Annotated in this window: 18 protein-coding genes; 17 read left to right on the forward strand and 1 reads right to left on the reverse strand. The window is 69.8% G+C overall.

From position 1 onward, the window contains the following. Positions 1-31 precede the first annotated feature (31 nt). The 8 genes from N5D30_RS02985 (at position 32) to N5D30_RS03020 (ending at position 8004) form a co-directional block, all read left to right on the forward strand. Positions 32-850, forward strand: a complete 819-nt coding sequence (locus N5D30_RS02985; RefSeq protein WP_279907587.1) for a glucose 1-dehydrogenase — start codon at positions 32-34, stop codon at positions 848-850. Between the two features lie 14 nt (positions 851-864). Beyond that, positions 865-1248: a hypothetical protein gene (locus N5D30_RS02990; protein WP_279907588.1), complete on the forward strand. Its 384-nt coding sequence runs from the start codon at positions 865-867 to the stop codon at positions 1246-1248. Further along, the gene (locus N5D30_RS02995; RefSeq protein WP_279907589.1) at positions 1245-2189 is read left to right on the forward strand and encodes an NmrA family NAD(P)-binding protein; all 945 of its coding nucleotides are present in this window, start codon (positions 1245-1247) and stop codon (positions 2187-2189) included. Before N5D30_RS02990 ends, N5D30_RS02995 begins: the two co-directional genes overlap by 4 nt. A gap of 17 nt (positions 2190-2206) precedes the next feature. Beyond that, the gene (locus tag N5D30_RS03000; protein ID WP_279907590.1) at positions 2207-2980 is read left to right on the forward strand and encodes a glucose 1-dehydrogenase; all 774 of its coding nucleotides are present in this window, start codon (positions 2207-2209) and stop codon (positions 2978-2980) included. Between the two features lie 9 nt (positions 2981-2989). Continuing rightward, complete coding sequence (locus N5D30_RS03005; protein ID WP_279907591.1) at positions 2990-4537, forward strand: DUF1254 domain-containing protein; 1548 nt, start codon at positions 2990-2992, stop codon at positions 4535-4537. Positions 4538-4613: 76 nt separating this feature from the next. After that, on the forward strand, positions 4614-5945 hold the full coding sequence (locus tag N5D30_RS03010; RefSeq protein ID WP_279907592.1) for an ectonucleotide pyrophosphatase/phosphodiesterase: 1332 nt from the start codon (positions 4614-4616) through the stop codon (positions 5943-5945). A gap of 137 nt (positions 5946-6082) precedes the next feature. Beyond that, positions 6083-7579, forward strand: coding sequence for a DUF1214 domain-containing protein (locus N5D30_RS03015; RefSeq protein ID WP_279907593.1), 1497 nt, complete (start codon positions 6083-6085; stop codon positions 7577-7579). A gap of 293 nt (positions 7580-7872) precedes the next feature. After that, positions 7873-8004: a hypothetical protein gene (locus N5D30_RS03020; protein ID WP_279907595.1), complete on the forward strand. Its 132-nt coding sequence runs from the start codon at positions 7873-7875 to the stop codon at positions 8002-8004. Between the two features lie 564 nt (positions 8005-8568). Here N5D30_RS03020 and N5D30_RS03025 read toward each other — a convergent pair. Beyond that, positions 8569-9936: a DUF1329 domain-containing protein gene (locus N5D30_RS03025; protein WP_279907596.1), complete on the reverse strand. Its 1368-nt coding sequence runs from the start codon at positions 9934-9936 to the stop codon at positions 8569-8571. Positions 9937-10178: 242 nt separating this feature from the next. On the opposite strand from N5D30_RS03025, the gene N5D30_RS03030 reads away from it, so the two are divergent. The 9 genes from N5D30_RS03030 to N5D30_RS03070 all read left to right on the forward strand — a co-directional run bounded on the left by N5D30_RS03030 (position 10179) and on the right by N5D30_RS03070 (position 21613). Next, positions 10179-12119 (forward strand): DUF1302 domain-containing protein, encoded by a 1941-nt coding sequence (locus N5D30_RS03030; RefSeq protein WP_279907597.1) that lies wholly within the window; start codon positions 10179-10181, stop codon positions 12117-12119. 167 nt (positions 12120-12286) lie between these two features. Continuing rightward, positions 12287-13408, forward strand: a complete 1122-nt coding sequence (locus tag N5D30_RS03035) for a hypothetical protein (protein WP_279907598.1) — start codon at positions 12287-12289, stop codon at positions 13406-13408. Beyond that, the gene (locus tag N5D30_RS03040; protein WP_279907599.1) at positions 13369-14754 is read left to right on the forward strand and encodes a LuxR C-terminal-related transcriptional regulator; all 1386 of its coding nucleotides are present in this window, start codon (positions 13369-13371) and stop codon (positions 14752-14754) included. Before N5D30_RS03035 ends, N5D30_RS03040 begins: the two co-directional genes overlap by 40 nt. 119 nt (positions 14755-14873) lie before the next feature. After that, positions 14874-15590: an SIMPL domain-containing protein gene (locus N5D30_RS03045; RefSeq protein WP_279902708.1), complete on the forward strand. Its 717-nt coding sequence runs from the start codon at positions 14874-14876 to the stop codon at positions 15588-15590. 254 nt (positions 15591-15844) lie between these two features. Then, a complete protein-coding gene (locus N5D30_RS03050; protein WP_279907600.1) occupies positions 15845-17431 on the forward strand; it encodes an ABC transporter substrate-binding protein in 1587 nt (528 codons plus the stop codon). A 111-nt stretch (positions 17432-17542) separates the two neighbouring features. Further along, positions 17543-18553: an ABC transporter permease subunit gene (locus tag N5D30_RS03055; RefSeq protein ID WP_279907601.1), complete on the forward strand. Its 1011-nt coding sequence runs from the start codon at positions 17543-17545 to the stop codon at positions 18551-18553. 103 nt (positions 18554-18656) lie between these two features. Then, a complete protein-coding gene (locus N5D30_RS03060) occupies positions 18657-19568 on the forward strand; it encodes an ABC transporter permease subunit (RefSeq protein WP_279907602.1) in 912 nt (303 codons plus the stop codon). A 99-nt stretch (positions 19569-19667) separates the two neighbouring features. Further along, positions 19668-20642 carry an ABC transporter ATP-binding protein gene (locus N5D30_RS03065; RefSeq protein ID WP_220812065.1) on the forward strand — a complete coding sequence of 325 codons (975 nt, stop codon included), beginning with the start codon at positions 19668-19670 and terminating at the stop codon, positions 20640-20642. Further along, positions 20642-21613: an ABC transporter ATP-binding protein gene (locus N5D30_RS03070; protein ID WP_279907603.1), complete on the forward strand. Its 972-nt coding sequence runs from the start codon at positions 20642-20644 to the stop codon at positions 21611-21613. Before N5D30_RS03065 ends, N5D30_RS03070 begins: the two co-directional genes overlap by 1 nt. Positions 21614-21617: the final 4 nt, after the last annotated feature.

Here is a 21617-nt window from a genome sequence, read left to right on the forward strand (position 1 = left end):
CGACCAACAGGTTTCAAGAGGAAACAAGAAGATGACCCACTACCTGGAACAGATGCGCCTGGACGGCAAGGTCGCCCTGGTCAGCGGCGCGGCCCGTGGCCTCGGCGCGGAAATCGCCGAGGCGCTGCTGCAGGCCGGCGCCAGCGTGATGCTGAGCGACGTGCTGGTCGAGCTGGGCGAACAGACCGCCAGCCGCCTGGCCGCCGCCCACGGCGGCCGCGCCGCCTTCCTGCGCCACGACGTGACCCGCGAGGCGGACTGGATCGCGGCGGTGGATGGCACCGTCGACCGGTTCGGCGGCCTCGACATCCTGGTCAACAACGCCGGTATCGAAACCGCCGCGCTGCTCGCCGAGTGCGAGCTGGAGGACTTCCAGCGCACCATGGCGATCAACGTCGACGGCGTGTTCCTCGGCATCAAGCACGCCCTGCGCGCGATGCGCCCGGGCGGCGCCAGCGGGCGCGGCGGCTCGATCGTCAACCTGTCCTCGGTGGCCGGCCTGGTCGGTACGCCGGGCCTGGGCGCCTACTGCGCCTCCAAGGGCGCGGTACGCCTGCTGACCAAGGCGGCGGCCATCGAGGCGGCCAGGCTGAGCTACGGCGTGCGGATCAACTCGCTGCACCCGGCGATCATCAAGACCGACATGGGCATCAACGTGGTCAGCAACATGGTGCGGGTCGGCCTGGCCCCGGACGCGGCCAGCGCCGACGCCTTCGTCGAGTCGCTGCACCCGCTGGGCTACGGCCTGCCGCGCGACGTCGCCGCGGCGGTGCTCTACCTCGCCAGCCCGGCCGCGGACTGGATGACCGGCGCCGAGCTGGTGCTCGACGGCGGCGCCACGGCGTGCTGAGCGGAGCAGCGGGCATGCCCGGCCAACGCGGCCTCTTGCTCAGCGCGACGCTGTTCAACTGGGCCGTCGGCGGCGGGCTGATCCTCGCCCTGCCGCTGGTCGAGCGCCTGCTGGCGCTGGAGCCGGTGGCGGCGGGCGCGCGGGTCTTCGTCGACCTGTTCGCGGTGCTGGTCATCGCCTTCGGCTGCGCCTACCTGATGCTGGCCATCGACTTCCGCCAGTACCGCCCGTTCGCCCTGCTCGGCGCCGGCGCCAAGCTGGCGGTGGTGGCGACCGTGCTGGCGCACTACCTGGCCGGCAACGTCGGCTGGCAGTTGCCGGCGCTGGCCAGCATCGACCTGCTCTACGCCCTGCTCTTCATCGCCCTGCTGCGCGCGAGCCAAGGAACTTCACCATGAGAAAGACCGTGACCCTCTACGGCGCCACCGGCGTGGCCGGCAGCGCCTGCGTCGAGGAAATGCTGGAGCAGGACCTGTTCGAGGTGCAGGTGCTGCTGCGCCAGGGCCAGGATCGCGACCGCTCGACCCTCGGCGGCCGCGCCGAGGCCGACAAGCAGGCGCTGTACGCCCGCTGGCGCGAGCGCGGCGTGCGCCTGATCGAGGCCGACATCGCCTCCCACGCCTCGCTGATCCCGGCGCTGCGCGGCACCGACTACCTGGTGTCCTGCGCCCCCTACGCGGCCACCGAGAGCCAGTACGCGCTGATCTACGCGGCGCGCGAGGCCGGGGTGGAGCGCTTCGTGCCGTCCGAGTTCGGCTTCATCTACGAGTGGGAGCAGTTCTGGCCCAGCGACACCGAGCACCGCGCCATGGCCCGGCAGAAGGCCTTCATCCGCCGGGTGATCGAGCTGGCCGGGCTGGACTACACCATCATCCCCGCCGGCCTGTGGCCCGAGTACTACCTGCTCGAACCGGTGGCGGTGATGGGCGACGGCAACGCCAGGATGGCCTGGTCAACCGGCCGCGACGTCGGCCGCATCATCCCCCACGTGCTGGCCCACCCGGCCTCGCGCAACGCCGTGTGCCCGGTGGCGGCCACCGCCTACTGCAGCTGGAACGAGCTGCTGGACATGCGCGAGCGCCTGCTCGGGCGCCAGGTCGAGCGCCACTACCTGGATGCCGCGCAGTGGCAGGCGGCCTATGCCGCGCAGCCGCCCGGCCCGCTCAAGACCGTGATGGCCATCGGCGTGGCGGCGACCGAGTGCCCCGAAGGCATGCCGCTGTGGGCCAACTGGAACGCCCTGCACCTGCCGCAGTTCCAGGGCACGCCGCTGGAGCAGCTGTTCCCCGACTACATCGAACCCTTCGTGGCGGCCATGCAGGCCAACCTGAAGACCTGAACCGGAGCGACGACAAGATGAAACGACTGAACAACCGCGTGTGCCTGGTCACCGGCGCCGCCAGCGGCATCGGCCTGGCCATCGCCGAGACCTTCCTCGCCGAAGGCGCCACCGTGCTGCTCACCGACATCGACGCCGACAACGGCGAGAGCCAGGCCGAGCGCCTGCGCCAGCAGGGCTTCAACGCCCTGTTCCAGCAGCACGATGTCACCGACGAGACGCACTGGCAGCGCGTCATGGAAACCGTGCGCGAGCGCTGGGCGCGCCTCGACGTGCTGGTCAACAATGCCGGCATCGCCATCCTCGCCGACGTCGAGAGCCTGACCCTGGAGCAATGGCGGCGCACCAACGCGATCAACCTGGACGCCGTGTTCATCGGCACCCAGCAGGCCATCGCGGCGATGAAGGAGCGCGGCGGCTCGATCATCAACGTCGCCTCCATCGAGGGCATCATCGGCGAGCCGCTGGTGCCCTCCTACAACGCCAGCAAGGGCGGCGTGCGCATCTTCACCCGCTCGGCCGCCGCGCACTGCGCGCGCCGTGGCTACCCGGTGCGGATCAACAACCTGTGCCCCGGCTACGTGATGACGCGGATGATCAGCGGCGGCCTGGAGCAGGCCGGCGGCGACCTGGCCCAGCAGTTCCAGGGCTACCTGCAGCAGCGCATCCCGATGGGCCGCCTGGGCAGCGTGGAGGAAATCGCCAAGGCCGCGCTGTTCCTCGCCGCGGACGACTCCAGCTACATGACCGGCAGCGACCTGGTGGTCGATGGCGGCTACCTGGCGCAATAGGAGACGCTCATGATCCTCGACAAAAGCAGGAAGGGGCTGCGCCTGGCCATAACCGCCGCTGGACTGACGCTGGCCTGCCAGGCTGGCGCCGGCCAGCTCGAACGTCTGCAGACGCTGGCCCAGCAGCCCTTCGCGCAGGGCTACCCGACCGCGCAGGCCAGCCGTGACCTGGCCCAGGAGCTGTTCTTCCAGCGCGCCGTGCAGGTCTACCACTGGGCGCTGCCGGCGGTGAACATGTACGCCATGAAGGAAGGTACCGCGCGCCACTTCGGCAGTGGCTACAACGTCATGGCCCTGTGGAAGCAGCGGCTCGACGCCAAGACCCTGATCCTCACGCCGAACTCCGACGTGATCTACGGCCTGGGCTTCCTCGACCTGGGCCAGGACGGCCCGCTGGTGGTGGAGGCTCCGCCCGGCCTGCAAGCGCTGATCGACGACTTCTGGCACCGGCCGATCCAGGGGCCGACCCTCGACGGGCGCACCCACTACGGCGATATCGGCCTGCCCGGCCCGGATCGCGGCCAGGGCGGGCGCTACCTGATCCTGCCACCGGGCTACCAGGGCGAGGTGCCGGACGGCTACTTCGTCTACCGCAGCGAAACCAACGGCGTGTTCCTGTTCCTGCGCAGCTTCTTCCAGGACCCGAACAACCTGGCGCCCGCCGTCGCCGGCCTGGAGCGGATCAAGGTCTACCCGCTGGGGCAGGAAGGCGCGGCCAAGCCGATGCAGTTCCCCGACGCCTCCGGCGTGCCGGCCAACCTGCTGCCGCCGGGCGACGCCAGCTACTTCGAGATCCTCGACCGCTTCATCCAGAGCGAGGTGGTCGACCCCAGGGACCACTACATGCGCGGCATGGCCGCCGCCATCGGCATCGTCAAGGGCCAGCCGTTCAAACCCAGCGAGGAACAGCGCAAGCTGCTCGACCTGGCGGCGCAGAGCGCCTGGAAGATGGCCAAGGTGATCGCCTTCGAACAGTTCGAGAAAGCGCCCAAGGCCAGGTGGTACGCCGACCGCCAGTGGCTGGCCCACGTGCGCAACGGCGGCGACGACTTCCGCGAGTCGGTCGACGACATCTTCTTCCAGGTCAAGGGCGAGCACTACACCGACCTCGACGCCCAGGTGCACATGTTCATCAACGCCTACTCGACCAGCGCCGGCATGATGACCTCCATCCCCGGCGTCGGCGCCAAGTTCCTCGAAGGCATCAAGGACTCCAGGGGCCGGTTCCTCAGCGGCGACTCGACCTACCGCCTGACCCTGCCGGCGGGCGTCCCGGCCAAGCTGTTCTGGTCGGTGACCGCCTACGACGCCGTCAGCGGCTCCGGGCTGGACAACGGCCAGCCGTTCCCCTCGATCGGCTCGCGCGATGACCTGACGGCCAACGCCGACGGCTCGGTGACCCTGTACTTCGGGCCGCAGGCGCCGGTCGACAAGGACGCCAACTGGGTGCGCACCGTGCCCGGCAAGGGCTGGTTCAGCCTGCTGCGCCTGTACGGGCCGGAACAGGCCTTCTTCGACAAGACCTGGATACCCGGCGATTTCGAGAAGCTGGACTGACACGGGACACCGGCCGCCCGGCGCCGGCCAGTGCTCGCAGCACCCACAATAAAAAAGCACCTACTGGAGTACCGCGATGAAACACCTTTTCCACCGATGGCTGCCGCTGGCAGCGCTGCTGCTCTGCTCGGGCGCGATGGCGGACGACGCCGCGCAGCGGGTCATCATGATCTCCGTCGACGGCATGCGCCCACAGACCTACCTGGAACCCGAGCGCCTGGGCATCCAGGTGCCCAACCTCAGCGAACTGGCCCGCGCCGGCATCCAGGCCAGGCGGGTGATCGGCGTCTTCCCCACCGTGACCTACCCGTCCCACACCAGCCTGGTCACGGGCACCAGCCCCGCGCGCCACGGCATCATCGGCAACTTCAAGGCCGGCATCGAGTGGTACCTGAACGCCGAGGAAATCCGGGCACAGACCCTCTGGCAGCTGGCCCGCGCGAAGGGCCTGAGCACCGGCATCGTCACCTGGCCGGTGAGCTACGGCGCCGAGGTCGACTACCTGGTGCCGGAGAACCTCGGCTTCTACCTGATGAACCCGGTGAAAGACATCCGCGACGGAGCGACGCCGGGCCTGTTCGACGCCCTGGCGGCGGGTGGCGCGCCCAAGATCATCAAGCCCTTCTTCCACCCCGATGGCGGCAAGGAGCTGGACGACCTGACCGTGCACCTGGCGGCCAACCTGATCCGCCAGAAGAAGCCGCAGTTCCTGCTGGTGCACTTCCTCGACGCCGACCACAAGTCCCACGAGTACGGCCCGGACGACGCCAGGACGCTGAAATCCTTCGAGCGCATCGACCAGCACCTCGGCACCCTGCGCAAGGCCGTCGCCGAGGCCGGCCTGGGCGAGCAGACCAACTTCATCGTGGTCAGCGACCACGGCTTCCTGCCCGTGCACACCGGCATCAACGTCAACGCCATGCTCGCCGACGCCAATACCGCCACCGGCTCGAAGTCCGCCGTGCTGAGTTCGATCGTGCAGGGCGGCTCGGCCGCCTTCTACCCCGTCGAGGGCGCCCCGCAACAAGCGGTAAGCAAGGCCGTGGACGCCCTGCGCAGGATGGCGACGGCCGACCTGCAGAACCTGGTCGTGCCCCTCGAGCAGGACGAGATCGAGCGGCTGGGCGGCTACCCGGGCGCGGTCTTCGCCCTCTCGGGCACCTCCGGCTACATGCTGACGCTGGCGGAGCCCAAGGCCGGCCTGCTCATGCCCACCGGCGGCCTGTTCCGCGGCGGCATGCACGGCTACCTGCCCTCGGAGCCGGACATGGCCGCCAGCTTCATCGCCTCAGGCCCCGCCTTCCGCCAGGGCTACACCGTGCCCTTCATCCGCATGATCGACATCGCCCCCACCATCGCCGACCTCTGGGGCGCCAGCCTGAAAGACGCCGAGGGCCGTCCGCCCTGAAGGCGCTGCTGCGCTCGGCGGACGAAGAGGGCCACGATCCCCTGGGCAACGCCGTGAAAATGGGCAACTGAACCCCTCGCTCAGCGGCCCCGGCAGGCAGCCGGCGGCCGCTTCCTGACCACCCGGGAGTGATACGGATGAACAGATACGCTTCGGCACACCTCTCCGCACTGGCGCTGGCCATCGCGCTGGCCGCACCGGCCGTCTGGGCCGCCGTGCCGCTGGAACAGGCGCGACTGAAGGGCGACGAACAAATCGCCAGCCCCTACGGCACCCTGGAACTGCAGCACGGCTACCTGACCGACGACAGCGCACGGACGCTGTTCGACGCCATGGACCTGCAGCGCGCCAGCCAGGCCTACATCTGGTCGACCCCGCTGGTCGGCATCGCCACCTGGCGCGACCGCCAGAACGCCGAGTACGGGCCGAACGCGCGCGGCCGCTTCGCCGTGCTCACCAGCTTCAACGAGAAGCTGGGCATCGTCACCGGCAACCTGACCACGCCCTACATCTTCAACTTCGACAACCTCGCCGACGGCCCGGTCGTGGTCGACTACCCGGCGGGCAAGACCGCCGGCGGCGTCCTCGACTTCTGGCAGAGGCCGGTCACCGACTTCGGTCTGACCGGGCCGGACCAGGGCAAGGGCGGCCGCTACATCATCGTCGGCCCGCAGGACGACCCGCAGCGCTACCGCCAGGACGGCGTGCACGTCGTCCAGTCGGCCACCAACAACGTCCTCATCGGCCTGCGCCTGCTGGATGAGGAACCGGGCTTCAAGGAACGCTTCATGTCCCAAATGAAGATCGCCGCGGTGGGCGGCAAGCCGGTCGCCATCGAGTTCGTCGAGGGCCTCGACAAGCCCTGGTCGGCCACCGTCCCGCGCGGCCTCGACTACTGGAAGACGCTGAGCGAGATCGTCGCCAGCGAACCGATCCGCGAGCAGGACAAGCCCTGGATGGCCCTGCTGGAGCCGCTGGGCATCGCCAAGGGCCAGCGCTTCGCCCCGGACGAACGGCAGGCACACCTGCTCCGCCAGGGCGCCGCCCTCGGCGAGCTGATGACCCGCAACCTGCAGATCAACCCGCGCTACACCGAGCCGTACTGGGCCGGCACCCAGTGGTACAAGAGCCTCGACTTCTCGCTGGCGCAGGAAACCGACAGCAAGATCGAGATCGACCAGCGCGCCACCTGGTTCTACGAGGCGGTCAGCAGCAGCAAGGGCATGATCGACCCGCAGGTCGGCACGGGCCAGGTCTTCATGACCGCCAAGCGCGACAGCCAGGGACGCCTGCTGCGCGCCGACAAGACCTATCGCCTGCGCGTGCCGGCCGACGTGCCGGTCGGCCAGTTCTGGGCCCTGACCCTGTACAGCGAGGACACCCGGCGCCCCTATAACAACGGCACCGGTACCCTGCGCAGCGCCAACCTGGACAGCCGCCTGAAGGACCTGAAGCGTAACGCCGACGGCTCCGTGGACCTCTACATCGGCGCCAGGGCGCCGACGGGGTACGAGAGCAACTTCATGCGCACGGTCGGCGAGGATGGCTGGTTCGTCTACTTCCGCCTCTACGCGCCGTTGCAGCCGTTCTTCGACAAGCGCTTCAAGCTGGCGGACTTCGAGCGCCTCGACTGACGCCGGGCCAGCCCGCGCCCGCCCGGGAAGCTCCGGGCGGGTGCGGCCGGTATGCGGATAACCGCCACGCCTTGAGCGCCGCGCGCCCTCCATCCGCGCCCTTCGACTCAGAACCTCACCTTACCCACCAACGCCTACCCTCCCCCCGTCACCCCGGCGCAGGCCGGGGTCCAGGAAACCCGCAGGCAACCCGGAGCGGGCATCTGGATACCGGCCTGCGCCGGTATGACGGGGCTTGGGGGGTGTCTCAGGGAAAGCGAGCCGCTGGCGAGAGCGCCCAGACGGCGGACAGGTTGCAGCGCTTCGCATCGCCCATGCGCACGGTCGGCGAGGATGGCTGGTTCGTGTACTTCCGCCTCTACGCGCCATTGCAGCCGTTCTTCGACAAGCGCTTCAAGCTGGCGGACTTCGAGCGCCTCGACTGACGCCGGGCAAGCCCGCGCCCGCCCGGGAAGCCCCGGGCGGGCGCGGCCGTTATGCGGATAACCGCCGCGCCTTGAGCGCCGCGGCCCCCTCCATCCGCGCCCTTCGACTCAGAACCTCACCTTACCCACCGACACCTCCCCTTCCCCCGTCACCCCGGCGCAGGCCGGGGTCCAGGAAACCCGCAGGCGACCCGAAGCGGGCATCTGGATACCGGCCTGCGCCGGTATGACGGGGCTTGGGGGCTGGGGGGTTGTCTTAGGGAAAGCGAGCCGCTGGTGATAGCGCCCAGACGGAGGACAGAGCCTCGCATCGCCAGCGCATCAGGCGTGCCAAACGCCCCTTCAGAAAAGTGAGCGGAATCCTGGCGTAGAGGGACGAGCGCATCGGACAGGTCGGCGCGACTGGGTAAAGCGGGCGGTCTTGCCGCATTGCACCCCAGGGAAAATCGAGCGGCTGGCGACAGCGACAGAGATCGACAGGCGCTCCCCTCGGGCAGACGCCCCCGTCCCGGACGCCCCCTAAAAAAGGCCACCCGAAGGTGGCCGAAGTACCCGCCGAACGCCTCAGCGCACGCCCATGTTGCGCAAGGCCGCCGGGGTGTAGTCGGCGCTGGAGGCCTGGAAGCCGAAGTCGTAGGAACGCTTCTCCTGGTTGTTCATGCCCAGGGCCAGGTAGCGGCCCGATTGCAGGTCGTACAGGGTCTCTAGGGCGTAGAAGGGCACCTGATGGTCGTACATCTGCATGGCGTGGGCCTCGGCCACGCGCCAGAGCATGCCGCGGCCGTCGTAGTGGTCGATCTCGGCGGCCTGCCAGGTGTCCTCGTCGATGAAGAAGTGGCGCTTGGCATAGATGTGGCGCTGGCCCGGCTTGAGGGTCGCCTCCACTTCCCAGACGCGGTGCAGCTCGTAGCGCGCCAGGTTCTGGTTGATGTGGCCCGCCTTGAGGATGTCGCTGTACTTCAGATCGGTGGAGGCCAGCTTGTAGCTGTTGTACGGGATGTAGATTTCCTTCTTGCCGATCAGCTTCCAGTCGTAGCGATCCGGCGCGCCGTTGTACATGTCGTAGTTGTCCGAGGTGCGCAGGCCGTCGGTGGCCTGGCCGGGGCCGTCGTAGGACACCTGCGGCGCGCGGCGCACGCGGCGCTGGCCGGAGTTGTACATCCACGCCAGGCGCGGCTCCTTGACCTGGTCCAGGGTCTCGTGGACCAGCAGCACGTTGCCGGACAGGCGCGCCGGCTGCAGCACGTTCTGGGTGAAGTAGAACAGCACGTTGCTGGGCTTGGCGGGATCGTAGTCCTTGAGGTTGGTGCGGTAGGTGAAGCGATCCTCGAAGGTCACGATGGTGCCACCGCCGTTGGCCTGCGGCGTGGCCTGGGCGATGACCCGGGAGAAGCTGCCGCCGCGGTAGCGGGTGAGGTGGTTCCAGATGACCTCGATGCCGCTCTTCGGAATGGGGAAGGCGACGGCCGTATCGAAGTTCTGCAGGCCGTTGCCGCCGGTCACCAGGGTGGTGTCGGTGGCGTTCTTCCTGATCGCCTTGTTGACCGCGTCCGGCACGACCGCGCTGCGCCGGGTCGAGTAGACCGGCATGCTGTAGCTGGCGCCATAGCGCTTGAACATCTCCAGCTGGCCGGGCGTCAGTTTGTCCCGGTGCTGCTCCAGGTTGTCCTGGGTGATGGTGAACAGCGGCTGGTCGTCGGCATAGGGGTTGCCGAGGAAGCCATTGGCATCCACCGGGGCGGCATCCCTGGCCAGGCCGCCGGTCCAGGCCGGAATGCTGCCGTCGGCGTTGGCGGCCTGCTCGGCGCCGATCGGGGTGAGGTTGGCGCCGAGCTGGGCGGCCTCGTCGGCGGGTACGGCGGCCAGCACGGCAGTGGACAGGGTGGCGAGCGAGAAAGCCCCGGACTGCAGCCAGGTTCTTATTGGAGACATTCGACTTTCCTCGATGAACGGATATGAGCGTGGGCGACAGACCGGAGTCCGCCTGTTACCCACGCTAACAATCCACCCGCCGGGAAAATCTCCCCCGAATGGGGGGCGCCCTCCGGCGCAGCCCGCGGCCCACCGGCGCGGGGCCAAGGGATGAATTTCGAATCGCTACTTCGGCGCTTTCGACCGGCAAAGCGAGTTGCTTAGCTACTGCGGCCAACAAGAACACCCAAGAGGGGAGCCGCATGAAGAACATCACACCGCGCGCAGCATTCCGCCTGCAGGCACTCGCCGCCGCCGTCGCCCTGGGCTGCGCGGCCGGCAGCCAGGCCGCCACCTTCAACATCGGCGAGATAGACGGGCAGTTCGACTCGACCCTGTCCATCGGCGCAAGCTGGTCGACGCGCAGCGCCGACCCGGACCTGATCGGCGCCAACAACGGCGGTGACGGCCTGTCGCAGACCTCCGACGACAGCCGCCAGAACTTCAAGCGCGGCGAAACCTTCTCGAAGATCTTCAAGGGCCTCCACGACCTCGAACTCAAGTACCGCGACACCGGCGTGTTCCTGCGCGGCAAGTACTGGTACGACTTCGAGCTGAAGGACGAGGGCCGCCTGTTCAAGGACATCGACGACAGCAACCGCAAGGCAGGCTCGCAGTCCTCCGGCGCGCAGCTGCTCGACGCCTTCCTCTACCACAACTACGACATCGCCGGGCTGCCGGGCTCCGTGCGCGTGGGCAAGCAGGTGGTGAGCTGGGGCGAGAGCACCTTCATCATGAACGGCATCAACGCCATCAACCCGGTCGACGTCTCCGCCTTCCGCCGCCCCGGCGCCGAACTCAAGGAAGGCCTGATCCCGGTCAACATGCTCTACCTCTCGCAGAGCCTGACCGACAACCTCTCCGCCGAGGCCTTCTACCAGCTGGAATGGGACCAGACCGTGCTGGACAACTGCGGCACCTTCTTCGCCCAGACCGACGTGGTCAGCGACGGCTGCTCGAACAACCTGCGCGCGCTGTCGCCGCGCTCGGTGCTGGCGGCCCCGCTCGGCGGCGCGCTGCTCGCCGCCCTGGAACGCAACTACGGCGCGGACGTCAACGAGGAAGGCGTGCTGATCCGGCGCGGCGCGGACCGCGATGCGCGCGACGACGGCCAGTGGGGCCTGACCCTGCGCTACCTGTTCGAACCGCTGGACACCGAGTTCGGCGCCTACTTCATGAACTACCACAGCCGCACGCCCTTCATGAGCCTGTCGATGCCCGACCAGGCGACCATCGACGCCATCGAGGCCGCCTTCCCGGCCACCGGCCCCACCGGCTCGCTGCGCGCGGTGGCCGGCGCCTCCAAGGCCGGCTATTTCATGGACTACCCCGAGGACATCAGGCTGTACGGCCTGAGCTTCGCCACCACCCTGCCCACCGGCACCGCCTGGCAGGGCGAGATCAGCTACCGGCCCAACGCGCCGGTGCAGCTGAACTCCACCGACATCCTCTACTCCGGACTGACGCCCATGCTCGGCTTCGGCAACGTTTCCGTGCTGGCAGGCACCCCGGGGCAGGACACCGTCGGCTACCGGCGCAAGGAAATCACCCAGTTCCAGACCACCTTCACCCACTTCATCGACCAGATCATGGGGGCGAGCCGCCTGACCCTGGTCGGCGAAGTCGGCGTGGCGCACATCGGCGGCCTGGAAGGCAGCGACAAGGCGCGCTACGGCCGCGACCCGGTGTTCGGCCCGGGGCCGCTGCCCGGCACCCTGGGCAACACCGCCGGCGCACTGTTCCCCGCCAGCGCCGGCAACTCCACCTGCGTGGGCCTGAACAAGGGCACGCTGAACAACGGCGCCGGCAATGGCGCCGGCGCGGAAAACGCCAGCAAGTACTGCGAGGACGATGGCTTCGCCACCAGCACCTCCTGGGGCTACCGCGTACGCGCCATCTGGGACTACCCGAACGTGTTCGCCGGGGTCAACCTCAAGCCGAGCATCGCCTGGTCCCACGACGTCAAGGGCTACGGTCCCAACGGCCTGTTCACCGAGGGCGCCAAGGCGATCAGCCTGGGCCTGGACGCCGAATACGCCAACACCTACAGCGCCAGCCTGTCCTACACCGACTTCTTCGGCGGCACGTACAACACCCTGGTCGACCGCGACTTCCTCGCACTCAGCGTCGGCGTCAGCTTCTGACGCCGGGCCTGTCCGCCGCGCACGCGGCGCCCGGGAACCGAGCTACTCCATGACTTCGGGCGACCTTCCGGTCGCCCTCTTTTTTGCCCCACCCGCCCCCCATTCAGGGGATCATCCCCGCCCCGTGGCCCGCCTAGCATCGGCGCAAACCACAGGAGCGACCCGTCATGCCCTCGCCGCCCCGTGACGCCGAGCCGGCGACCGGCCACCTGCATCGCCCGCGACTCAGCCAGAGCCTGCTGCGCAGCCCGGCGCGCATCCACCTGCTGTGGGCCCCGGCCGGCAGCGGCAAGAGCGCCCTGCTCCGGGAATGCGCGCAAGCCTGCCCGGACGACACCCGGCTGTGCCGCTTCGAGCTGTACGGGCAGGCTCCCGCCATCGGCCCCTTCCTCACCCGGCTGGCCGCCGCCCTCGACCTGGACGGCGCCGAGCCCGAGCAGGTGCTGGCCGGACTCGCGCAACGGCAGGCCCCGATCTGGCTGATGCTCGACGACCTGCCGCGCCGTGCCGACGCCGAGTTCGACGCGCTGCTGAACCAGTTGCTGCTGCATGCCTCGCCCCAGGTCCACTGGTGGCTCGCCAGCCGCCGGCGGAGCGGCCTGCAACTCGAACGGCTGCTGCTGGCCGGCGAGCTGCACGAACTGGACGGCGCGCAACTGGCGCTGACCGCCAGCGAACTCGAACAGTTGCTGCGCCAGGAAGGCTGGCCGGAACCGGAGCGCAAGGCCGCCGAGCTGCTGGAGCAGACCGCCGGCTGGTGCGCCGGCGTGCGTCTGCGGCTGCTGACCGCGCAGGCGCCGGAACGCGGCGAACACATGCTGCGCAACTACCTCGAACAGGAACTGCTGGAGGACCTGGCGCCCGGGCATTGCCAGGCCCTGAGCACCCTGGCCTGCCTGCCGGGCAGCGCGGCCGAACTCTGCGAGCAGCTGGCCGGCGTCGAACGGGGGCGCACTGCATCCGCCGGCTCCACGACCTGGGCGCCTTCGTCGAACCGCTGGGCAACGGCTTCCGCATCCACCCGGCCGTCGCCCATCCACTGGCCGGGCGCCTGCCCGAGCCCCAACGGCGCTCGCTCTACCGCCACGCCAGCCGGCACCTGGCCGAGCAGGGCGAGCTGTGCGACGCCATCCGGTACGCGCTGCGGGCGGAACAGCCGGAGGCCGCCGCCAGCCTGCTCGAACGCCTGCCCCTGGAGCGGCTGCTGCAGGGGCGCGGCCTGGCCCTGCTGCTGGACTGGCGCCAGCGCTTGCCGGCGGAATGGCTGGAAGGCTCGCCGCGCCTGGTGATCCTGCAAGGCTGGGCACTGTTGCTCGCCGGGCACCTGGACGAGCTGGAAAGCTGCCTCGCCCTGTTCCCGCGCAGCCTGCCGCAACCCACGGCCCGCCGCCAACGGGAGCTGCTGGCCCAGGGGCAGTTGCTGGCCACGCTGCTCGCCCACGCGCGCGGGCGGGGCGCGCAGGCGCTCGGCGAGGCCGCCGCGCAACTGCCCGACTGGGCCTGGGCGCAAACGGGGCTGGCCTGGCTGACCCTGGCCGACGCCGCGCTGGCCCAGGGCCGGATCGCGGACGCCCAGGCCCTGAACCGCCGCGCCACCGGCCTGGCCAGGCGCCACGACTGCCAGGCCCTGGAGGGGCTGCTGCTGTTGCAGCACGCGGAGATGCTGGAGATGCGCGGCGAACTCGGCCGCGCCGACACCCTGCTGCAGCGCCTGCTCCAGGCGCTGCCACGGGATGCCTCGGCCGATCTGCTGCGCGGACGCGCGCGGCTGCGGCGGGCACGCCTCCTCGCCCACCTGGGGCAGCGCGAGGAGGCGGCCAGCCTCTATCGCCAGGGCCTGCGCGAATGTACCGAATGCGCCGATCCCTGGCTGGCCCAGGGGTACCTCGGGCTGGCCGAACTGGACGCGGAAGCCGGCGACTTCCCCGCCGCCTTCTCGCGCCTGGCCGAGCTGGAGCGCGAGCTGCAGCAGCGCCGGGTGGACGAGTCCTGCTACCGGGCGAAGGTCGGCCTGCTGCGGGGCCGGCTGTGGCTGTGCCAGGGCCAGCACGCGCGGGCCCTGCATCTGGCCGGGCAGTGCCTGGAACAGGACGCCAGCGGCGCCTGCCCCGAACTGTCCCAGCGCCTATGGCTGCTGCGCGCCAGGGCGTTGTCGGCCGCCGGCCAGGATCTCGAAGCGGAGCTGGAACAACGCCTGCACCAGGCCCTGAACGAGGGTCGCCACGGCATGGGGCGCGAACTGCTGTTCGCCCTGGCGGAAAGCCACTTCGCCCGCGGGCGCCAGCGCAAGGCCCAGGGCGCCCTGCTGGACGGTCTGGCCCTGGGCCGGCGCATGGGCATGGCCGGGATGGAGTGGCATTGCCGCCCCTCGGACCCGGGCCTGGCCGGCTGGGCGGGCAAGGCGAGCGTACCGTGCGCCGACTCGCCCTCGGCGGCGCTGGCGCAACTCAGCCGCCGCGAGCTGTCGGTGCTGCAGATGATCGCCCGGGGCCTGCGCAACCAGGACATCGCCGAGCACCTGCACCTGTCCCTGCACACGGTGAAGAGCCATGCCCAGCGGATCAACGTCAAGCTGGGCGTCTCCAGCCGGGTGCAGGCGGTGGTCAGGGCCAAGGAACTGAGCCTCATCGGCTGACGTCGCGCGCGGGTGGCGGCAGGGCGAGCGGAAGAATATCGTCATGGGCGAACCGCCCTTGACCCGAATAGTCTGAAACCTTCGTCAAACCCCAGGACAATCACCCGCAAGGAGTTCCCATGCCCGCATTCAACCGCTTCGCCGCCCCGCTCGCCCTCGGCCTGAGCGCCGCCTTCGCCAGCCTGCCGGCCATGGCCGACGAGCCGCGCTACAACCAGGTGTCCCTGCGCGCCGAGGTGAGCCAGGAAGTGGCCCACGACCGCATGTACGTGACGCTCTACACCGAGGCGCAGAGCGACGACCCGGCGGAGCTGGCCGCCGGCGTGACCAAGACCCTGAACGCCGCTCTCGACAAGGCGCGCAAGGTCCAGGGCGTCAAGGTCAGCCTGGGCAGCCGGCAGAGCTACCCGGTGTACGAGAAGGAAGGCAGCAAGATCAGCGCCTGGCGCGAACGCGCCGAGCTGCGCCTGGAAAGCGCCGAGTTCGCCCGCCTGTCCCAGCTCTCCGCCGACCTGCTGGGCGAGCTGAAGATGGCCGACATGAGCTTCGCCGTCGCCGAGGACACCCGCAAATCCAGCGAGGACGGCCTGATCAAGAGCGCCGTGGAGGCCTTCAAGGCGCGCGCCCAGCTGGCCACCGAGGCGGTCGGTGGCAAGGGCTACAAGCTGGTCAGCCTGAACCTCAACAGCGGCGGCTTCCAGCCGATCATGCCGATGCGGGCGATGGCGATGGACAGCGGCAGCTTCAGCAAGAGCGAGGCCGCGCCGCAGATCGAGGCCGGCACCAGCCGGGTGAGCATGAGCGCCGATGGGGTGATCGAGGTGCAACTGCCCTAGGTTCTGCACGAAAAGCCGTCGAGCGAAGGTCAGGCAAGGCCTGACCCGAGGAATACTCTGAAACCGTCGTCATTCCCGCGCAGGCAGGAGTCCAGAGGCCCGCAGCGCCTGGGCTCCCGCCTGCGCGGGAGTGACAGCGGGAGGCTTTTTCAGAGCTCACAAGGTCGCAAGCAGTCTTTACAGGACCATCGCCCGGGCCAGCGGGTAAACTCCGTGCAGACGCAAGAGCCCGCTCACCCACAGAAGGATCGCTGATGCGCACTCTCCTGCTGCTCCTGGCCCTGGGCGCCGGCCTGCCGGCGTTCGCCCAGCAGTCCCTGGTGGTCTGCTCCGAGGCCAGCCCGGAAGGCTTCGACATCGTCCAGTACACCGCCGCCACCACCGCCGACGCCTCGGCGGAGACGGTATACGAGCGCCTCGTCCAGTTCGCCCCCGGCAGCACCCGCATCGTCCCGGCCCTGGCCGAGAGCTGGGAGGTCGGCGAGGACGGCCTGACCTACACCTTCAACCTGCGCCGGGGCGTGAAATTCCACGAAACGCCCTGGTTCAAGCCGAGCCGCGAATTCAACGCCGACGACGTGCTGTGGAGCTTCCAGCGCCAGCGCGACCAGGACCATCCCTGGCACGCCCTGTCGCCGCGCGGCTTCCCCTACTTCGAGGCCATGGGCTTCGCCGAGCTGATCGAGCGCATCGAGGCCCTCGACGAACACCGCGTGCGCTTCACCCTGAAACACCCGGAGGCGCCCTTCCTGGCCGACCTGGCCATGGGCTTCACCTCCATCTATTCCGCCGAGTACGCCGGGCAGCTGCTGGCGGCGAAGACCCCCGGCAAACTCAACAGCCATCCGGTGGGCACCGGTCCCTTCGTGTTCGAGCGCTACGCCAAGGACGCCCAGGTGCGCTTCGCCGGCAACCCGCACTACTGGGGCGGCAAGCCGCCGCTGGACCGCCTGCTGCTGGCCATCACGCCCGATCCCAACACGCGCATCCAGCAGCTCAAGGCCGGCGCCTGCCAGATCGCCGTGTTCCCCCGCCCGAGCGACGTGCCGGCCCTGCGCGAGAACAAGGACCTGCAAGTGCTGGAGCTGGACTCGCTGCTGACCGCCTACGTCGCCCTCAACACCCGCCGCCCGCCGCTGGACGACGTGCGCGTGCGCCAGGCCATCAACCTCGCCTTCGACCGCCAGGCCTACCTGCGCGCCCAGTACGGCGAGGGCAACGCCAGCCTGGCGGCGGCACCCTACCCGGCCACCCTGCTCGGATATGACGAGCGCCTGCAGCCCTGGCCCAAGGACGTGGAGCGCGCCCGCAAGCTGCTGGCCGAGGCCGGCCACGAGCAGGGGCTGAAGCTGTCGATCTGGACTCGCCCCGGCGGCGGGTCGACCAATCCCAACCCGGGCATCGGCGCGCAGATGCTGCAGGCCGACCTGGCCGCCATCGGCATCCAGGCCGACATCCGCGTGTTCGAGTGGGGTGAACTGATCAAGCGCGCCAAGAACGGCGAGCACGACCTGGTGTTCATGGGCTGGGCCGGCGACAACGGCGACCCGGACAACTTCCTCACCCCGAACCTGTCCTGCGCCGCCGCCGAAAGCGGCGAGAACCAGGCCGGCTGGTGCCACAAGGAATTCGACCTGCTGGTGCGCGAGGCACGCCGCGTGGCCGACCCCGACCGCCGCGCGGCGCTGTACCGCGAGGCCCTGGCGATCCTCCACGACCAGGCGCCGTGGATCGTCCTCGCCCACCCCAGACAGTTCGCCGTGCTGCGCAAGGACGTCGAAGGCTTCGTGCTCAGCCCGCTGGGCTCCAACAACTTCGCCCATGTGCGGCGCAAGCAATGACCCTCCCCTCACACTCACTCCCCTCTCCCAAAGGGAGAGGGAGAAAAGCCCGCCCCTTTCACGGGGCGGGAGCAAAAACAACCACCTGACGACCCGGAGTACCACCACGCCATGCTGTCCTTCATCGCCCGGCGCCTGGGGCTGCTGATTCCGACCTTCTTCGGCGTCACCCTGCTGACCTTCGCGCTGATCCGCCTGATTCCCGGCGACCCCGTGGAGGTGATGATGGGCGAGCGCCGGGTCGATCCCGCGGCGCATGCCGAAGCCATGCAGCGCCTGGGCCTGGACAAGCCGCTGCCGGCCCAGTACCTGGACTACATCGGCCAGCTGGCCCGGGGCGACCTGGGCGAGTCGCTGCGCACCCGTGAGGGCGTGTGGAGCGAGTTCCTCACCCTGTTCCCGGCGACCCTGGAACTGGCCCTGGCCGCCCTGCTGTTCGCCGGCACCCTGGGGGTAGCCGCCGGCGTGATCGCCGCGCTCAAGCGCGGCTCGCTGTTCGACCACGGGGTGATGGGCATCTCGCTGACCGGCTACTCCATGCCGATCTTCTGGTGGGGCCTGCTGCTGATCATGTTCTTCTCGGTGTACCTGGGCTGGACGCCGGTGTCCGGGCGCCTCGACCTGCTCTACGACGTCGAGCCGGTCACCGGCTTCATGCTGATCGACAGCCTGCTCTCGGACGAGGAAGGCGCGTTCGGCGATGCCCTGATGCACCTGATCCTGCCCGCCGTGGTGCTGGGCACCATCCCCCTGGCGGTGATCGCCCGCATGACCCGCTCGGCCATGCTCGAAGTGCTGCGCGAGGACTACATCCGCACCGCCAGGGCCAAGGGCCTGTCGCCGGCCCGCGTGGTGTTCGTCCACGGCCTGCGCAACGCGCTGATCCCGGTGCTGACCGTGTTCGGCCTGCAGGTCGGCAGCCTGCTGGGCGGCGCCGTGCTGACCGAGACCATCTTCTCCTGGCCGGGCATCGGCAAGTGGCTGATCGAGGCCATCGGCGCCCGCGACTACCCGGTGGTGCAGAACGGCATCCTGCTGATCGCCTGCCTGGTGATCCTGGTGAACTTCGTCGTGGACATCCTCTACGGCCTGGTCAATCCACGCATCCGTCACCAGCGATGAGGCGATCACCGATGCCCAACCTCCCGTGGGAGCGGCCTTGGCCGCGAACAAAGTCGACACAAAAGCTTCGCGGCCAAGGCCGCTCCTACATAAAGGCCGTGCGATGACTGCCAGCACCACGCCATCCGCCGCCGGCCCGGCGCTGCTCTACCCTTCGCCGCTGAAGGAATTCTGGCAGGCGTTCTCGCGCAACAAGGGCGCCGTGTTCGGCCTCGGCTTCATGCTGCTGATCCTGTTCTGCGCGCTGTTCGCCCCCTGGGTGGCGCCTTTCGCCCCCGGCGAGCAGTTCCGCGACGCCCTGCTCACCCCGCCGGCCTGGCTGGAGGGCGGCCAGGCGCGCTTCCTGCTCGGCACCGACGAACTGGGCCGCGACCTGCTCTCGCGGCTGATCCACGGCGCCCGCCTGTCGCTGCTGATCGGCCTGGCCTCGGTGCTGCTGTCGCTGATTCCCGGCATCCTCCTCGGCCTCACCGCCGGCTTCTTCCCGCGCCTGCTCGGCCCCTCGATCATGCGCCTGATGGACATCATGCTGGCCCTGCCCGCGCTGCTGCTGGCGGTGGCCATCGTCGCCATCCTCGGCCCGGGGCTGGTCAACACGGTGATCGCCATCGCCATCGTCTCGCTGCCGTCCTACGTGCGCCTGACCCGCGCCGCGGTGCTGGGCGAGCTGAACCGCGACTACGTCACCGCCGCCAGGCTGGCCGGCGCCGGGCTGCCGCGCCTGATGTTCGTCACCGTGCTGCCCAACTGCATGGCGCCGCTGATCGTGCAGGCCACCCTGAGCTTCTCGTCGGCCATCCTCGACGCCGCCGCGCTGGGCTTCCTCGGCCTCGGCGTGCAGCCGCCGACGCCCGAGTGGGGCACCATGCTGGCCTCGGCCCGCGACTACATCGAGCGCGCTTGGTGGGTGGTCACCCTGCCGGGGCTGACCATCCTGCTCAGTGTGCTGGCGATCAACCTGATGGGCGACGGGCTGCGCGACGCGCTCGACCCGAAGCTCAAGAATGCCGTCTGAGGAGGCCTGCGTGCACGACGTCGATTCGGTGCGCACGGCGCACCCTACCCCACCCCGTAGGGTGCGCCGTGCGCACCGTCCCCACACGAAGGCCGACTCATGAGCCTGCTGGAAATCCGCAACCTGTCCGTGCGCTTCGGCGGCGCCGACGCCGTGCCGGTGGTGGATGGCCTGGACCTGTCTGTGGAGCGGGGCGAGGTGCTGGCCATCGTCGGCGAGTCCGGCTCCGGCAAGTCGGTGACCATGATGGCGCTGATGGGACTGGTCGACGCCCCCGGCATCGTCCGCGCCGACCGCCTGCGCTTCGACGGTCACGACATGCTCGCCCTCAAGGGCCGGCAGCGGCGCAAGGTGGTCGGCAAGGACCTGGCGATGGTGTTCCAGGACCCGATGACGGCGCTCAACCCCAGCTACACGGTCGGCTTCCAGATCGAAGAGGTGCTGCGCCAGCACCTCGGGCTGCGGGGCAAAGCCGCCCGTGCCCGAGCCCTGCAACTGCTGGAGCGGGTCGAGATTCCCGCCGCCGCCAGCCGGCTCGACGCCTACCCGCACCAGCTCTCCGGTGGCATGAGCCAGCGCGTGGCAATCGCCATGGCCATCGCCGCCGAACCGCGGCTGCTGATCGCCGACGAGCCGACCACGGCGCTGGACGTGACCATCCAGGCGCAGATCATGGCGCTGCTGCTCGACCTGCAGCGCAGCGAGGGCATGGGCCTGGTGCTGATCACCCACGACCTGGCGGTGGTCGCCGAGACCGCCCAGCGCGTCTGCGTGATGTACGCCGGGCAGGCGGTGGAGATCGGCCGGGTGCCGGCGCTGTTCGACGCCCCGACCCACCCCTACACCGAGGCGCTGCTGCAGGCCATTCCCGAACACAACCTGGGCGCAGAACGCCTGGCCACCCTGCCCGGCATCGTGCCCGGCCGCTACGACCGCCCCGACGGCTGCCTGCTGTCGCCGCGCTGCCCCTACGCCCAGCCGCGCTGCCACGAACAGCGCCCGGCGCTGGAGCCCCACGCCCGCGGCGCGGTGCGCTGCTTCTACCCCCTCAACCTGTCCGCGGAGGTGGCCTGATGAGCGTCGTACTCGAGGCTCGCGAGCTGACCCGCCACTACGAGGTGTCGCGCGGGCTGTTCCGGCCCGCCGCGCTGGTGCGGGCGCTCAACGGGGTGTCCTTCGCCCTGGCCGCCGGCAGGACCCTGGCAGTGGTCGGCGAGTCGGGCTGCGGCAAGTCGACCCTGGCCCGCGCCCTGACCCTGATCGAGGAGCCCAGCGCCGGCAGCCTGCGCATCGCAGGCCAGGAAGTGACCGGCGCCGACAAGGCCCGGCGCCGGCAACTGCGGCGCGACGTGCAGATGGTGTTCCAGAACCCCTACGCCTCGCTCAACCCGCGACAGAAGATCGGCGACCAGCTGGCCGAGCCGCTGGCGATCAACACCCCGCTGTCCCGCGCCGAGCGCCGCGAGCGGGTGCAGGCGATGATGCAGCAGGTCGGCCTGCGCCCCGAGCACTACCAGCGCTACCCGCACATGTTCTCCGGCGGCCAGCGCCAGCGCATCGCCCTGGCCCGGGCCATGATGCTGAACCCCAGGGTGCTGGTGGCGGACGAGCCGACCTCGGCCCTGGACGTGTCGATCCAGGCCCAGGTGCTCAACCTGTTCATGGACCTGCAGGACCAGTTCGGCACCGGCTACGTGTTCATCTCCCACAACCTGGCGGTGGTGCGGCACATGGCCAACGACCTGCTGGTGATGTACCTCGGCCGCGCCGTCGAGACCGGCCCGGCCGGGCCCATCTACGAGCGCCCGCTGCACCCCTACACCCGCGCCCTGCTCTCGGCGACCCCGACCCTTCGCCCGAACCCGGACCGCCCGCGGATCGCCATCGCCGGCGAGCTGCCCAACCCGCTGGACCCGCCGCCCGGCTGCGCCTTCCACAAGCGCTGCCCCCACGCCACCAAGCGCTGCCGGGTGGAAGTGCCGGAACTGCGCCCGGTCGGCGGCCGCCAGGTGGCCTGCCACCACGCCGAGGCCATCGCCTCCTGAGAGC

It is taken from the genome of Pseudomonas sp. GD03875, assembly GCF_029840585.1.
GTDB lineage: Bacteria > Pseudomonadota > Gammaproteobacteria > Pseudomonadales > Pseudomonadaceae > Aquipseudomonas > Aquipseudomonas paralcaligenes.

Excerpts from the sequence above, each read along its gene's own strand:
- N5D30_RS03065 (WP_220812065.1), top strand. The coding sequence starts at position 19,668 with ATGAGCCTGCTGGAAATCCGCAACCTGTCCGTGCGCTTCGGCGGCGCC.
- N5D30_RS02985 (WP_279907587.1), top strand. The coding sequence starts at position 32 with ATGACCCACTACCTGGAACAGATGCGCCTGGACGGCAAGGTCGCCCTG.
- N5D30_RS03025 (WP_279907596.1), bottom strand. The coding sequence starts at position 9,936 with ATGTCTCCAATAAGAACCTGGCTGCAGTCCGGGGCTTTCTCGCTCGCC.
- N5D30_RS02995 (WP_279907589.1), top strand. The coding sequence starts at position 1,245 with ATGAGAAAGACCGTGACCCTCTACGGCGCCACCGGCGTGGCCGGCAGC.
- N5D30_RS03010 (WP_279907592.1), top strand. The coding sequence starts at position 4,614 with ATGAAACACCTTTTCCACCGATGGCTGCCGCTGGCAGCGCTGCTGCTC.
- N5D30_RS03045 (WP_279902708.1), top strand. The coding sequence starts at position 14,874 with ATGCCCGCATTCAACCGCTTCGCCGCCCCGCTCGCCCTCGGCCTGAGC.
- N5D30_RS03005 (WP_279907591.1), top strand. The coding sequence starts at position 2,990 with ATGATCCTCGACAAAAGCAGGAAGGGGCTGCGCCTGGCCATAACCGCC.
- N5D30_RS03055 (WP_279907601.1), top strand. The coding sequence starts at position 17,543 with ATGCTGTCCTTCATCGCCCGGCGCCTGGGGCTGCTGATTCCGACCTTC.
- N5D30_RS03000 (WP_279907590.1), top strand. The coding sequence starts at position 2,207 with ATGAAACGACTGAACAACCGCGTGTGCCTGGTCACCGGCGCCGCCAGC.
- N5D30_RS03015 (WP_279907593.1), top strand. The coding sequence starts at position 6,083 with ATGAACAGATACGCTTCGGCACACCTCTCCGCACTGGCGCTGGCCATC.
- N5D30_RS03035 (WP_279907598.1), top strand. The coding sequence starts at position 12,287 with ATGCCCTCGCCGCCCCGTGACGCCGAGCCGGCGACCGGCCACCTGCAT.
- N5D30_RS02990 (WP_279907588.1), top strand. The coding sequence starts at position 865 with ATGCCCGGCCAACGCGGCCTCTTGCTCAGCGCGACGCTGTTCAACTGG.
- N5D30_RS03070 (WP_279907603.1), top strand. The coding sequence starts at position 20,642 with ATGAGCGTCGTACTCGAGGCTCGCGAGCTGACCCGCCACTACGAGGTG.
- N5D30_RS03050 (WP_279907600.1), top strand. The coding sequence starts at position 15,845 with ATGCGCACTCTCCTGCTGCTCCTGGCCCTGGGCGCCGGCCTGCCGGCG.
- N5D30_RS03060 (WP_279907602.1), top strand. The coding sequence starts at position 18,657 with ATGACTGCCAGCACCACGCCATCCGCCGCCGGCCCGGCGCTGCTCTAC.
- N5D30_RS03030 (WP_279907597.1), top strand. The coding sequence starts at position 10,179 with ATGAAGAACATCACACCGCGCGCAGCATTCCGCCTGCAGGCACTCGCC.